Annotated in this window: 11 protein-coding genes and 1 pseudogene; 5 read left to right on the forward strand and 7 right to left on the reverse strand. The window is 40.7% G+C overall.

Features of this window, described 5'->3' with window-relative positions:
• Positions 1–50 precede the first annotated feature (50 nt).
• The gene (locus tag CSB87_RS13200) at positions 51–1,280 is read left to right on the forward strand and encodes a CaiB/BaiF CoA transferase family protein (RefSeq protein WP_004888652.1); all 1,230 of its coding nucleotides are present in this window, start codon (positions 51–53) and stop codon (positions 1,278–1,280) included.
• A gap of 103 nt (positions 1,281–1,383) precedes the next feature.
• On the opposite strand, the gene tcuB is transcribed toward CSB87_RS13200, so the two are convergent.
• From tcuB to CSB87_RS13235, 6 genes are all read right to left on the reverse strand, one after another.
• Positions 1,384–2,517 (reverse strand): tricarballylate utilization 4Fe-4S protein TcuB, encoded by a 1,134-nt coding sequence (tcuB, locus tag CSB87_RS13205; protein WP_004888650.1) that lies wholly within the window; start codon positions 2,515–2,517, stop codon positions 1,384–1,386.
• Positions 2,507–3,913 carry an FAD-dependent tricarballylate dehydrogenase TcuA gene (tcuA, locus tag CSB87_RS13210; RefSeq protein ID WP_006582169.1) on the reverse strand — a complete coding sequence of 469 codons (1,407 nt, stop codon included), beginning with the start codon at positions 3,911–3,913 and terminating at the stop codon, positions 2,507–2,509. Before tcuA ends, tcuB begins: the two co-directional genes overlap by 11 nt.
• Before the next feature lie 103 nt (positions 3,914–4,016).
• Positions 4,017–4,946: a LysR family transcriptional regulator gene (locus CSB87_RS13215; protein ID WP_004888644.1), complete on the reverse strand. Its 930-nt coding sequence runs from the start codon at positions 4,944–4,946 to the stop codon at positions 4,017–4,019.
• Positions 4,947–5,077: 131 nt separating this feature from the next.
• Complete coding sequence (locus CSB87_RS13220; RefSeq protein ID WP_004888642.1) at positions 5,078–5,872, reverse strand: substrate-binding domain-containing protein; 795 nt, start codon at positions 5,870–5,872, stop codon at positions 5,078–5,080.
• A gap of 93 nt (positions 5,873–5,965) precedes the next feature.
• Complete coding sequence (locus CSB87_RS13225; RefSeq protein ID WP_004888639.1) at positions 5,966–7,276, reverse strand: MFS transporter; 1,311 nt, start codon at positions 7,274–7,276, stop codon at positions 5,966–5,968.
• Positions 7,277–7,554: 278 nt separating this feature from the next.
• Entirely contained in the window at positions 7,555–8,484 is a 930-nt protein-coding gene (locus tag CSB87_RS13235; RefSeq protein WP_004888638.1) for a LysR family transcriptional regulator, read from the reverse strand.
• Positions 8,485–8,644: 160 nt separating this feature from the next.
• On the opposite strand from CSB87_RS13235, the pseudogene CSB87_RS13240 reads away from it, so the two are divergent.
• The 4 genes and pseudogenes from CSB87_RS13240 to CSB87_RS13255 all read left to right on the forward strand — a co-directional run.
• Positions 8,645–8,782 (forward strand): annotated as a pseudogene (locus tag CSB87_RS13240) (LysR family transcriptional regulator); the annotation flags it as partial.
• A gap of 366 nt (positions 8,783–9,148) precedes the next feature.
• A complete protein-coding gene (locus tag CSB87_RS13245; protein WP_000031355.1) occupies positions 9,149–10,135 on the forward strand; it encodes a DUF1852 domain-containing protein in 987 nt (328 codons plus the stop codon).
• Between the two features lie 21 nt (positions 10,136–10,156).
• Positions 10,157–11,200, forward strand: a complete 1,044-nt coding sequence (locus tag CSB87_RS13250; RefSeq protein ID WP_004888632.1) for a methionine synthase — start codon at positions 10,157–10,159, stop codon at positions 11,198–11,200.
• 185 nt (positions 11,201–11,385) lie between these two features.
• Complete coding sequence (locus CSB87_RS13255) at positions 11,386–11,877, forward strand: flavin reductase (RefSeq protein ID WP_004888630.1); 492 nt, start codon at positions 11,386–11,388, stop codon at positions 11,875–11,877.
• A gap of 1,593 nt (positions 11,878–13,470) precedes the next feature.
• On the opposite strand, the gene CSB87_RS13270 is transcribed toward CSB87_RS13255, so the two are convergent.
• The gene (locus CSB87_RS13270; protein WP_004710391.1) at positions 13,471–14,754 is read right to left on the reverse strand and encodes a ribonucleotide-diphosphate reductase subunit beta; all 1,284 of its coding nucleotides are present in this window, start codon (positions 14,752–14,754) and stop codon (positions 13,471–13,473) included.
• Positions 14,755–14,794: the final 40 nt, after the last annotated feature.

A 14,794-nucleotide genomic window follows, 5' to 3' on the forward strand; every position in this document is an offset into this window, starting at 1 on the left:
CAATGACAGGGAGGTGCATTAGCGCCTTCTAAAAAGATAAGGGTATCGTTATGGGTGCATTACAAGGAATTCGAGTTTTAGATTTAAGTCGTGTGCTTGCAGGGCCGTGGTGTGGGCAAATCTTGGCAGACCTTGGCGCGGAAGTGATTAAAATTGAACGTCCTCGAGTCGGTGATGACACCCGTATGTGGGGACCACCGTGGATGCCCGATCAAGATGGAAACATGACCCGTGAATCTGGTTATTTCCAATGTACCAACCGCAATAAATATTCGGTTGCGGTGGACATTACCACACCCGAAGGTCAGGCCTTAATTTATGAAATTGCCAAGACTGCCGACGTGGTAATTGAAAATTATAAGACAGGGTCTTTGGCTAAATATGGTTTGGACTATGCTTCCTTAAGTGAGTTAAACCCAAATATTGTGTATTGCTCGATTACCGGTTTTGGGCAAGATGGCCCACGTGCAGAAGAGCCCGGCTATGATTTTATTATTCAGGGTATGTCTGGCTTAATGAGCATTACTGGCGAGCCTGATGATGCGGCAGGTGGCGGGGCGCAAAAGGTTGGTGTGGCTGTGGTCGATATTCAAACTGGTTTATATTCAACCATTGCCATTCAGGCCGCATTGATTGCACGCTCGCACACGGGACGCGGTCAATATATTGATATGTCACTCCTTGATGTACAGGTCGCGGCACTGGCAAATCAGGGAATGAATTATTTAGCTTCAGGGAAAGCCCCACAACGCATGGGTAATCAACACCCAAGTATTGTGCCGTATCAAACTTTTAAGGCTAAAGATAAAGAATTTATTATTGCTTGCGGTAACGACAAACAGTTTAAAGATTTGTGTATTGCGATTGGTTATCCAGAGTTACTCGAAAATGAAAAGTTTGTGCGTAATCAGGACCGCGTAAAGTATCGAAATGAACTGATTCCTTTATTGTCGGAGCACTTTTTGCAGAAAACTGCTAAAGAATGGGTCGACATGATTCATGCGCTTAAAGTACCAGTAGGTGTTATTAACTCTATTGAAGATGCTTTGGCTGAACCACAAATCGTACATCGCAATTTGGTGGTGAACATTCCCCATCGTTTAAATGAAAACTTCCAAACCATAGGCTCACCTATCAAACTGTCTGATACTCCCGTTGAATATCATCATGCGCCGCCAGAGCTATGTGAACATACCGCTCAAATCTTATCGAGATTTAAAACAGCAGAAGAGCTTGCTGCATTAAAAGAGAAGGGTATTATTGATGGAAAAATTGCTTAAGCGATTACCGTTTTCAATATGGCCATTCAATTATCATTGTAGTTGAATATAAAAAACCGCTTTTATAGCGGTTTTTTATTAGGAAGTTTTTCTAATCTTGAACTTATGACTTCTTAGAAATACGTTCTTCGATGGCAAATTTGAGTAAAGAAGCGCTGCGGTAAAAACCGTGTGCGAACTTTCCAAACGGCATGGTAATAAAGAACGTCATGACCGTAGCTAAATGGAAAATCAGTAAAAGTGCCATGTAAGGGGTATTGCGAAATGCCATGAGGGCTAAGCCTGAAGCACTGACTAAAATTAAAAGGAAAATAAAGCCTCGATCTACAGGTTTTTGCTCGCGGTCACCATGTAGTGGGTGGCGTTTAAGGTTTAAATAGAGCAGGCCCGATGGTCCAATCACTAAGCCAAGCCCACCCAACGTACCCAAAATAACAGGCAAGCTAAAGATAGGGTAAGGCGCATGTAGGTTAAGGAAATAGTGATATAAAGTCGCTACACCTGTAGCTGCAAAGCAGAGCATAAAGCCATAAAAGGTGAGGTGATGGAACACGCGGCGGATTTGGGTGTAACGGTCATCCTGTTCATTACAGCCTTTGCCATGTCCACCATCTAAATATTTAAGCGTTAATACATTTTGAGAGGCTTGAACTAGGTCGGGTTTCTCAACTTTGCCGTGAATGACTTTAGAGGTTTGACGCCAGAATTTACTAATGCCAATGCCGAGCAAAACAATCGCAACTGTAAAGGTCACTCCAAAAAGTAGAGCTAGAAAGTTATGCGGGAAAATCGCATAGAAATTACCTTGATAGCCTGCAAACAGGTCAGTGCCTTTGTACCACACCACAGCTAACATGCATAAAAAGAAAATAGCTGATAATGCTGAGACAAAAGGAATTCCTACAGACTTATAAAGTCGGCCTAAAGGCTGAGGGGTCGCAAACTCTTGGTAAGTTTCCAAACGTACTTGCGCCATCGCTTTTGGAATATTTACACCAAACTCATGTGGCGGGGCATATTGGCAAGCATGTAAACAAGCACCACAGTTATGGCAGAGGTTTGCCATGTAATGAATATCGGCTTGGTTAAACTCAAGACGTTTGGTCATGGCCGCAAAAACAGCACAAAAAGACTCACAGTAACGACAAGCATTACAAATTTGTAGGGCTCTTTGAACTTCCTGCTCGTGGTCAGAGAGCTGAACAACTGGAATTAGGGCTTTGGTACTAGCATTCATGTTCAACTCCTTGTGTAAGTGCATAGTGGGCTGCATTTTTTCCGGCAATGCGACCAAAGGTTGTGCCAATCGACATACCAACACCTGCGGTATAACCTTGACCGAGTACGTTACCTGCCATCATTTCACCTGCGACAAACAGGTTGCGGCTTGGCTTATTGTTAAAACGCACCGCAGCATCGTCTTCGACTTTTAAACCTAAATAGGTAAAGGTAATGCCGGGTTTAAGGGCATAGGCATAGAAAGGTGGCTGATCGAGAGGGACAGCCCAATGGGTTTTGTTGGGAACAATATTTTCGGTGGTGCAGTCATCTAAAACCGTGTGGTTAAAGGTGCCTTGCACACAGGCTTGATTAAATTCTTCTACGGTGTGGCATAAGGTTTTTGCATCTAGCCCGATTTTTTCGGCCAGTTCTTGAATGCTATTTGCTTTTACACCCGCAAACACAGGTGGCATAAAGCGCCCAATCGCTTTTGAGTCGATAATCGAATAGGCAATTTGCTGTGACTGTTTGGCAACAAGGCGGCCCCAAATCGCATAACGTTTTGGCCAGAAGTCTTCGCCCTCATCGTAAAAACGTTCGGCTTTGTTATTGACCACAATACCCAGTGAAACGCAGTCAATACGAGTGCAGATGCCGCCGTCATATAACGGTGCGCGTGCATCTACGGCGACACAATGCGATTGCGATGGGTCACCAATAATATCGGCGCCTTGATCTATCATAAATTTGAGTAAGTTGCCTTGATTAAAGCGAGTTCCACGGATAATGAAATTATCGGCAGGCCATTCGCCGTTTTCATTTTGCCCCCATGCTTCTCTTAACCATTCCAAATTTGACTCAAAACCACCTGCGGCCAATACACAGCTTTTTGCTTTAAAAACACGACCATCTTCCGCAATTGCGGCTTCAAAATGTCCTTGGTTTAACTTTAGATCTTTAATTTTTGTGTTGTATAAAATTTCGATGCCAAGTTCTTGGGCACTACGGTAATACGCATTAATAAGAGCTTTACCACCACCCATAAAAAAGGCATTGGTACGTGCAACATGCAAAGCACCCGATAGTGGTGGCTGAAAATTCACACCATGTTTACGCATCCAGTCGCGGCAGGTCGCCGTGCTACGAATGACCAGACGAGCTAAGTGCTCATTAGTTTTGCCCGCAGTCACTTTAAGTAGGTCTTGCCAATATTCTTCTTCGGGGTAGGCATCGACTAATACATCTTGAGGGGCATCATGCATGCAGCGAAGGTTACGAGTGTGTTGTGAGTTACCACCACGCCATTCTTTAGGCGCTGCTTCTATGACAAGCACAGAAGCGCCGCTTTCTTTTGCCGTGAGCGCGGCACACAGTGCGGCATTCCCACCACCAATCACAATTACATCATGCATGGATTTCTCCCTTTCTCAGCTAAGGCTAATGTAGCTTTAAAAGGGAAGGTGAAGTGAGAGGCTAAATTTGAATGGATGTTTAGTAAAAATAAACACTAAGCGCTTAAGTGTTTATGAGTTCAGCACCGGGCCAACGCTTTTCATTAATTAAGTTAGTCACACAAGCACGAATTACTACTTTGGTGGCTAAAGTAGCAGGTGAGAGCTCTTCTTCAGACAAACTAATTAAATAGTTAATGCGTTCAATGGCAGGTTCTACAACGCGTAGCAAACATAAGTCTTGCCGTGAGTTTAATGATGCACCCGCAGGCTGGATGGTTGCCATTTCGAGTTGGCTAATGCTTTCCATTAACAAATGTAGCCCATCAATTTCATAGGCCACTTTAAGTTGATGAATTTTCTGTTCGAGCAACAAGCGCAGTCCATGTCGTTGGCTCGGCAAAATCAGGGGAAGTTCTTTAAGCTGTGAGTGGTTAATAATTTGAGTGTCGATACAGCTTTCAAGATGGTACTGACTCAGCACTTCTTTAGGCGAGATTAAAAACATTTGCTCTTTGACTAAAGGCTGTATGGCCCACTGTGGATCGACATCGTCACTAAAGATGATGGCAACATCGAGCTGCCTTGCATTAACTAAGGCTTTTAAGTCACCCGATAACCCTTCGATTAAACGGACTTTAATATCGGGATAACGGTTTCTCATGAGTTTTAAAAAATGCGTGCCTATAACGGCCGCAACACTCGGGGAAAAACCCACGGTGACATGACCACTTAAACGTGAGGAGTGCGCAGAGTCTACCGCATGGTCTAGGTGTCTAAGTGCCAGTTGAACCTGTTGAAAAAAAGCTAAACCCGCAGGGGTGGGAACCGTACCCAAAGCAGTACGTTGTAAAAGGCGAATAGAAAGCTCACTCTCTAATTTTGAGATTTGCTGACTTAATGCAGACGTTCCAATATCGAGATTTTTTGCAGCTTTACCCAAGCTTCCAGACTCGATCACTGCAATAAAGTACTTTAATTGTTTAAGTTCCACGGCAAATTCTACTTTGACCTTTGTTAATTATTCTACACTGGTTTATTGCTATACATTTTGTTCTATTACGCTGCGTAAACCGTTCAAAGAGTAAAGGCAACATCTGCTCAAGACGTTGCCTTTTAGAGCTTTTATTGTTTAACCTGCTCAAGACCCTGTTCTTCAATAATTTGTGTCGCTTGAGGCGATTTCACAAATTGAATAAGTTCTTTTGCGACTTTTGCATGCTGTGAGTTTTTACCAATACCAGCAGCAAACACGGTAACTTTTTGGTAAGGCGCAGGGATTGGACCAACTAACTCGACTTGACCATATTTGCCAGTAAAAGGTTTGATTTCACTAATTTGCTGGAAGCCAATATCAAACTGGCCTTCGGCAATACGTTTTGCAACGCGGTCGCCTACCACTTTTTCTGCTTTACTCGAAATTACTTTGTATTCGACAGGTGGGAAACTTGGGAAAACATCTTTTTCAAGATGTGTACCGCTCGCACTTGCTGAATAGCCGATGTGCTTGGCATTTAATAAAACTTTTTCAAATTTTGCCGCAGAGCTAATGTCTGGTTTTGGTGCACCTTTAGGCACAGCCATACCAATGCTTGAATTGACTAAAGCGCTTTGTGAATTTGGGTCGACATAACCTTTTTCTGCGAGTTTGCTTAGTTCAGGAGCAGCCAATACCACCACATCAAAGCGTTCACCACGATCGAGACGGTTTGGAATTGCAGTTGGCGATGCACCCATAGATGAACCAGAAGAAAGATGAACTTTGTGACCAGTTTGCTTTTCAAATATTGGAATGAGTTTTTCCATAGATGAATAGAAACCGCCAGAGCTAATCACTTCTAACGTATCTGCGTTAGCAAGCGTTGAACCTAAGCCTGCACCAGCTAGGCAAATGGTCATGAAGATAGGGGACTTTTTCATAGTATCTCACTTTTAATGACAGGAGAGCACAGTACGGAGACTTAAGATCTGCCGTACTGTTCATTAAAATTTCAGGTTAAGTAGTTAGTTGTTTTAAGCGCTAACCTTTGCAGGTTCAGCAATCGCGTCAGATTTGTTCTGCTTAGAACCGCGACATAGATATAAACTTGAGATGAGACTACATACCGCATCAAGCATGAGCCAGAACGCTGGTGTGCTTGCATTGCCAGTGTTTTCGACTAGGAAAGTACATGCCATTGGAGTCATACCACCAAAAATAGCGGCTGCAAGACTAAACGCTAAAGAGAAGCCAACGGTACGAACACGTTTTGGCATTACTTCGGCAAGTGTTGCGACCATAGTCCCGTTGTACATACCAAAGAAGAACGAGAAGTAAGCAAGGGTAATAAGTAGGTTTGAAAAACTAATGTCGCTCACCAACCAGCTTAAAACCGGATAGCTGGTAAAGATGGCAAGTGTAGTGATACCTACTAATACTGGACGGCGACCAATTTTGTCTGAAAGTAAGCCACCCATTGGTAACCAGAAGAAATTCGATAAACCTACAAACACGGTTGCTAAAAGGCTGTCTGTGACCGACATTTCTAAAGTACGTTTTGCATACACTGTGGTGTAAACCGTAATGAAATAGAAAGTTGTCGTAGTCATCGCACTCATCATCATGCCGGCAAGTACAATGCGCCAGTTGCTCGCCAATGTGCTGAAAATTTCTTTGGTTGAAGGATGAGTTTTTTGTGCTTTAAATGCTTCAGTTTCCTCTAAAGTACGGCGGAATAAGAAGATTAAAGGAATGATCAAACAACCGATTAAGAACGGAATACGCCAGCCCCATTCACTCACTTGTGCATGAGTTAAAACGGTGTTGAGCCAATAACCAAATAACGCTGCAAACACGACCGCAATTTGTTGGCTACCAGACTGCCAGCTAGTAATAAAACCACGGTTTTTATCGGTTGCAATTTCTGCAAGGTAAATCGACACGCCGCCAGATTCAACACCTGCCGAGAAGCCCTGTAACAGACGGCCAATGACCACCAAAATAGGGGCCATAATACCGATGGTGTCATAACCCGGTACAAAGGTAATTAAAATCGTACCGATAGCCATCAAGCTTAAAGTCACAATCAACCCTTTACGACGACCAATTCTGTCGACATAGGCACCCAAGAAAATAGCGCCAAGAGGACGCATAAGAAAGCCCGCAGCAAACACGGTAAATGTCATCATTAAAGAGACATATTCATTATCTGAGTGGAAAAATTTTGCTGCGATATAGGTGGCATAGAAACCAAAAAGAAAAAAATCGTACTGTTCTAAAAAGTTGCCACTCGTTACGTTTAATATTTTTTTAAAAGTAGCCCTACGGTTATTAACGACATCCATTGGAGACCTCCTTGGCCTGACAAAATGGAAACATTCACGATCTTCAAAGTTTGGACGTAAATTGATTCAATCAATAAACCTAAATAGGAAATGGGTTAGAGATGAGATTTAAAGGTGTCCTTGGTAGAAAATGTGATGCCTTGTTTCCAGTTAAAACTACACATCTATATTTCGATAAACAGAAAACCACTTATCATTCGTATAAAAATGTAATCTTAAAAAGCAGGGAGGAGTGAGAGGCGAAAATTAATTAGGTATTTAGAAAAATTAATGACCCTTTAAACAATAATTTCAGAACATGGCCAAATTTGGTTTTGAATTAACTCTTTCACACAGGCCTTAATGGCTGACTTGGCGGCAAGTGCAGCAGGTGATAATTCTTCTTCGGCAAGGCTTACTAAGTAGTTAATTCGTTCAACTTCAGGGTCGACAACCTTAAGCAATTGCAGCTTGTGTTTATACTCTTGCAGGCAGGCACTTCCGGGGCGAACACTGGCGAGGTCGAGGTGAATCAGGCTGTCCATAAGCAAATGCAAGCCATCAATTTCATAGACGACATTAAGCTGTCCAATCTTGTGCTCAAGCAGTTTCCGTAAGCTATGACGCTGACGTGGTAGCACTAAAGGAATATCACCAATTTGCTGCGATTGAACAATGCCGCTTTTAATACATTCGCTAAGGCCGTATTTTTCGAGTACTTCTTTGCGCGCCATTAAATACATTTGTTCGCGTACTAATGGCTGTATTGACCACTGCTTATCAATTTCATTGGTAAAAATAATGGCGATATCAAGCTGACGCGAATTAATCGACTGAATCAGATTTCCCGACAGCGTTTCCACAATCTCTAAACGAATATCTGGATAACGTTCAGACATTAGTTTCATTAAAGGGATGCCAATTAAAGCGGTAATGGTGGGCGGAAAACCAAGGCTGACATGACCTGACAAGCGTGCCGGATGTGCCGCATCTATGGCAAAGTTCACTTGACGCAAAATCAGTTGCGAGTGTTTTAAAAAGGCAAGACCTGCTGGGGTTGGGGTCACACCAAAAGCATTACGCTGTAATAAGCGAATGCTTAACTCTTGCTCGAGCTTACTAATTTGCTGACTAATCGCCGAAGCACCGACATCGAGTTTTTGGGCAGCTTTTCCAATACTGCCCGATTCAACGACCGTCAAAAAATACTTTATTTGCTTGATTTCCATAATAAATGTATTCGCTCATCATCCTTGATTTATAGAGATATGAAGGATTGGGAAATCTATCATGCGTTTTAATATTAACAGTAATATATAAAAAAGTTTCTTAAAAATTAACGAGCTATACTGAAACTTGGTAAAAAGCAGAATCATACCTAATACACATAAAAATTCACCTGTTATACAAGATAATTCAGCCTATTTTTTACTTTCTCATAGTGCTTTTGAGGAAGATCCACGCAAAACCCTATTTTTAGAATGGCTAAAAGCAGAGATGAATGAGAGTCAACATAAATTGCTTTAGGTTGAGCAGTTTTATTTAAAGATAAATTATTTAATTAATTGAAAATAATAATAAATTATAAAATTATAGGTATTAAAACGAGAGCCCCTTATGTCTCGTTTGTGCTGTCTAAAAACTCCAAAGATGAAAAATATTTAACTTCCTACTTATTTATAAAACCCTAAACATGAATTTCACTCAGTTTTGAATGAGACTAAATCATTTTTATTCATGTTGTGATTGCGGTATAAATCTATCCATGCTCTGAAGCGCTCCAGTCATTCACTTTTGATAAGACCACAAGGCACAAAACTGACAAGGCTGGAAAGTTCAAAAAGAGCAAAAAGATTTTTTAGGTTTATCTCAGAAATTAGGGTACTGATCACAATGAGTAAAGAATTTACATTTACGATTAAGAGTATTTGTTTCGATGAGAACTATCGTCCAGCAGACAATACACGTATTACAACCAACTTTGCTAACTTGGCGAGAGGGATGAGCCGCGAAGAAAATTTGCGCAACACATTACGGATGATCGACAATCGTTTCAATGCCTTAGCTCATTGGGACAACCCTAAGGGCGACCGTTATGGCGTTGAACTTGAAATCATTTCTGTTGAAATGAATATTGACGCCGAAAACCGTACTAGCGGGCTTCCTCTCATCGAAATATTGAAAACCAATATTGTTGATAAAAAGACCAATGAACGCATCGAAGGTATTGTAGGTAACAACTTCTCGTCTTATGTACGTGACTATGACTTTAGTGTGTTGTTGTTAGATCACAACAAAAATAAGTCTACGTTTAGCACGCCAGAAAAGTTTGGCGAATTGCACGGTAACTTGTTTAAGAGTTTTATTAACTCTGAGACTTATAAAGCCAACTTTAAAAAAGCGCCTGTGATTTGCTTAAGCGTTTCAACAAGTAAAGTGTATCACCGTACTGAAAACGAACATCCTGTTTTGGGTGTTGAATACAAGCAAGAAGACTATTCATTAACCGATGAATATTTCCAAAAAATGGGCTTAAAAGTTCGCTACTTCATGCCGCCGCATAGCGTTGCGCCGTTAGCGTTCTATTTTACTGGCGATTTGTTGAGTGATTACACCAACCTTGAGTTGATTAGTACCATTAGTACGATGGAAACCTTCCAAAAGATTTACCGTCCTGAAATTTACAATGCAAATTCAGTGGCTGGAAAGTCTTATCAACCAAGCTTGAAGCACCAAGATTATTCACTTACTCGAATTGTGTATGACCGTGAAGAACGTAGCCGTCTGGCTATAGAGCAGGGGAAGTTTGTTGAAGAGCAATTTATCAAACCATACCAAGCGATTCTTGAGCAGTGGTCTGCGAATTACGCTCCTAATTAATCAACATATAGGTCATTTATTATGAAAAAGTTATTACCGACTTCAACTGCTGGCAGCTTACCTAAACCGTCTTGGCTTGCAGAACCTGAAAAACTTTGGTCGCCGTGGAAACTCGAAAACGAAGGCTTAATCGAAGGTAAAAAAGACGCGTTACGTTTAGCACTTCACGAGCAAAAACTTGCGGGCATTGATATTGTGAGCGATGGTGAACAAACCCGCCAACACTTTGTGACCACGTTTATTGAACATTTAAACGGCGTAGATTTTGAAAAGCGTGAAACAGTTCGTATTCGTGACCGTTACGATGCAAGCGTACCGTCTGTAGTGGGTGCGGTGTCTCGTCAAAAGCCTGTGTTTGTTGAAGATGCAAAGTTTTTACGTCAGCAAACGGATCAGCCAATTAAATGGGCGTTACCTGGCCCAATGACTATGATTGATACGCTTTACGACGGTCACTACAAGAGCCGTGAAAAGCTTGCTTGGGAATTTGCCAAAATCTTGAACCAAGAAGCGAAAGAGTTAGAAGCTGCTGGTGTAGATATCATTCAGTTTGACGAACCTGCATTTAACGTCTTCTTTGACGAAGTAAATGACTGGGGGATTGCAACTTTAGAGCGTGCAATTGAAGGTCTAAAATGTGAAACTGCGGTGCACATTTGCTATGGTTACGGTATTAAAGCCAATACTGACTGGAAAAAGACACTCGGTTCAGAATGGCGCCAGTACGAAGAAGCTTTCCCGAAACTTCAAACTTCTAACATTGATATCATCTCGTTAGAATGTCATAACTCGCGTGTGCCAATCGACTTGCTTGAACTCATTCGTGGTAAAAAAGTTATGGTCGGCGCAATTGATGTTGCAACAAACCAGATTGAGACACCGGAAGAAGTTGCCAACACCCTACGTAAAGCGCTTCAGTTTGTAGACTCTGACAAGCTTTACCCGTGCACAAACTGTGGTATGGCGCCTCTTTCTCGTGAAGTGGCACGTGGCAAGTTAAATGCGTTAACGGCAGGTGCAGAAATCGTTCGCCGAGAACTGACTGGTTTTGAACTTACTGCTTAATACTTACCAATAAGTGGTATAAAGGGTTACTTTTTTGATGGTAGTTGATAATCAAACAAGTAACCCTCATTTTACTTACTACATGTCGCTCTAATTAGATCGCATGTCGATAGTACCTTCCTGATGGAGTTGGGCGGTATAGCAAACACACAGGAAAAGGTACGGTTCAATTTAGGAATAATGTCATGGTTCAAGCAACAGACTTTAGAAATGCAATGTCTTTACTCACAAGTGCGGTTAGCGTTGTGACCACGGCAGGCATGTCTGGCCGTTTTGGATTTACTGCCTCTGCTGTTTGTAGTGTGACTGACACACCGCCAACATTATTGGTCTGTATGAACCAAGCTGCGAGTTCACATGCACATTTCCTAGATAACAAAATCTTAACTGTGAATGTGTTAGGCGCGCACCACGAACATATTTCAAAAGCATTTTCATCTAAGCTCACACCAGAAGAACGCTTTAAACATGGAGAATGGATTGAGTTAGAAACGGGTTCACCTGTGTTGGAAGATGCTTTGGTAAGTTTTGACTGCGAGATTGAGCAAATTCAACAAGTCGGCACACACACGATTTTTATATGTCCGATTGTGGCGATAAAACAAAGCCAACATGACCAAAGCTTGGTTTACTTTAACCGCGCTTATCACCAAGTAGGGCAGACAGAGATTGTCTAATCCGACTTATCGTATTGTTATTTCATATAAAAAGACTCATTAAGAAATCAATAAGCATGGATCGCTTCTGTTTAATTTTAAAAATACAATTAAATATAATATATTAAATAATAATTTAGTTAATCTAATGAAAAACAATAATAAATTTAAAAACTTGTCATTAAAGCCACATTGACACATCCAAACTCTCAGATTATGCTTTGCGTGCTGGCCACATTGCCAGCCGGTTTTAGCAGACCGCATAGTAAGAGCATCAGATTATTCCTTCTGAGGAGTAGTCTTATGTGTATCAATCGTCCCTCGCTCGTTGCGGTAGGACGAGTGAGGGACACCTTCGGGTGTGCTGATTTCTTACTATCAGTCTGCTAACCCTTGCTCGTTCTGCCACCATAATTCCAAATGAATGTTTTGGCAGAACTCCCAAAATCAGGAGTTGGCTATGCACATCCATCATTTCTTGGTACTCCGTGCCAAAAGCTATAACAACACAGCTTAAAAAATTACAGCAGCTTGAACGCCGTAGGGTTTCAGGCTTTAAGTCATTTTTACTTAAAACTTAGCAACAACAAAACTTGAGATGTGCCAAGCACCGTCTTACGGCTTTGCTGTGCCTTTTTTCTCCCAAAAAGGGCACAGGCTTTTTATCTCTCACCAGAGCCGTTACCTAAACTACTGCTTGTGTTAGTATTTTCAGGAAGTGGGATAATCTTAGTGATCGAAGATAAAATACTTTTAATTAACATAATCTATTTCCATGTGATTTGTTTGAGATATTTTTATTACTATTTGTTGATTATGTGCTTCTGTGCACATAATTGGTAAAGAGTATTTAATTTTTTACTATTTGGTGTCAAGATGTGTAATCTGTCACTGGTCATATGAAGCATATCTAAATATATTTAAAATCAATAAAATAAAAAATAGAGTTATTTTTAATAACATTTTTAAACACAAAATATGAGGTAACCTAATAAGGTTTTATAAATTTTAAATAATATATTTTTATTTAAATTATAAAATAAAACATAATCTATATTATTGAAATAAAAATAATTTTACTTCTTTATGGTGGTTTTAATTTGATAACTCTTTGTTTTTATTTTAATTATTTAATTCGGTTTTTAGCGGTTTGTTATTCTTTAAATAAAACAAATATTTAAATTGGATATATTTGTTTTCTGAATTTTTTAATTAATATTCTATTTTTATTTGTAAAATAATAGTATTGATGTTGGTTTTTATTGAAATAATTTGGTATATCTAGCTCGTCGGCTGAGTTTATATTCGTTTAAAAGCAAAAGCGGGTCAGCCGACGCCTAGTTTTAATTATAAAAGTTTTTTAAAAACAAAAGTTTTTTATATATTTATATTATTGGTTTTTATCTATAAAATATTTTGGTATTAGTATTATTGTTTTTAAATTAAGAAGCCATTATTTATTTGTTCCTAATGTGAAGAAAGTTCTATTTAAGTGAAAATGACATATTTATATAGTGAATAATTTAATATTATTTAAAATCAAATTTAAAAATACTCGCGATAAAAAAGCCACTCAAGAGGAGTGGCTTTTTTATTGCAAATGCTAAATTAAACTTACCAGCTTAACGCACCACCAGTTTGGTAATCAGTTACGCGAGTTTCAAAGAAGTTCTTCTCTTTACGTAAGTCCATCATCTCAGACATCCACGCAAATGGGTTAGTTACACCAGCAAATTGCTCTGGTAAACCTAACTGAGATAAACGACGGTTACAGATGAATTTCAAATATTCTTCCATCATGCTTGCGTTCATACCCAATACACCACGTGGCATTGTGTCACGAGCATATTCGATTTCAAGCATCGTACCTTCAAGAATCATTTGAATGACTTCTTGTTGGAACTCGGCAGTCCATAGGTGAGGGTTCTCAATCTTGATTTGGTTAATCATGTCGATACCAAAGTTCAAGTGCATAGACTCATCACGCAAGATGTATTGGAACTGCTCAGCAACACCGTTCATCTTGTTACGACGACCCATACTCAAAATTTGAGTAAAGCCACAGTAGAAGAAGATCCCTTCAAGTACACAGTAGAACGCGATCAAGTTACGAAGTAAACGTTGGTCATTTTCAGGCGTACCTGTGTGGAAAGTAGGGTCACTTAATGATTGAGTATATTTCAAGCCCCAAGCTGCTTTACGTGCAACTGATGGAATCTCGCGATACATGTTGAAGACTTCGCCTTCATCCATACCTAAAGATTCGATACAGTATTGGTAAGCGTGAGTGTGAATTGCTTCTTCAAACGCTTGACGCAAAATGTACTGACGGCATTCAGGGTTAGTAATGTGACGGTAAATCGCCAATACCAAGTTGTTCGCAACCAAAGAGTCTGCAGTCGAGAAGAAACCTAAAGAACGCATAACAATAGTACGCTCATCTTCAGTTAAGCCATTTTCAGACTTCCAAAGTGCGATGTCATGGTTCATGTTCACTTCTTGCGGCATCCAGTGGTTTGCACACCCGTCAAGATACTTCTGCCAAGCCCATTCATATTTAAACGGCACAAGCTGGTTCAAGTCAGCGCGACAGTTAATCATGGCTTTGTCGTCAACTTGAACGCGTTGCGCGCCCATTTCTAACTCTTCCAGGCCAGGAGCAACATCCAAATGTTCTAAGGCTTCAGATGCTCGAGCCATTGAATCGGTTGGATTTGTTGATCGCACGGAATGGGTTCCAGCGGATTGTGGAGCTGCCACGCTCTGCGATGATGGCTGCGCAGCAGATACATTCTGCGAATCAGACGTTTTTTCCGGTTGGATGGGCGCAGACTTGTGTTCAGGTGCAGCCGGTTTTTGCGAATCATCTTCAAAATCGTCCCAACTAAGGATAGACATTGTTGTTCTCTCTTCGTTGTATATATCTATGTTCGACATC

The organism is Acinetobacter sp. AR_0276, from assembly GCF_003000705.1.
Taxonomy (GTDB): Bacteria; Pseudomonadota; Gammaproteobacteria; order Pseudomonadales; family Moraxellaceae; genus Acinetobacter; species Acinetobacter nosocomialis.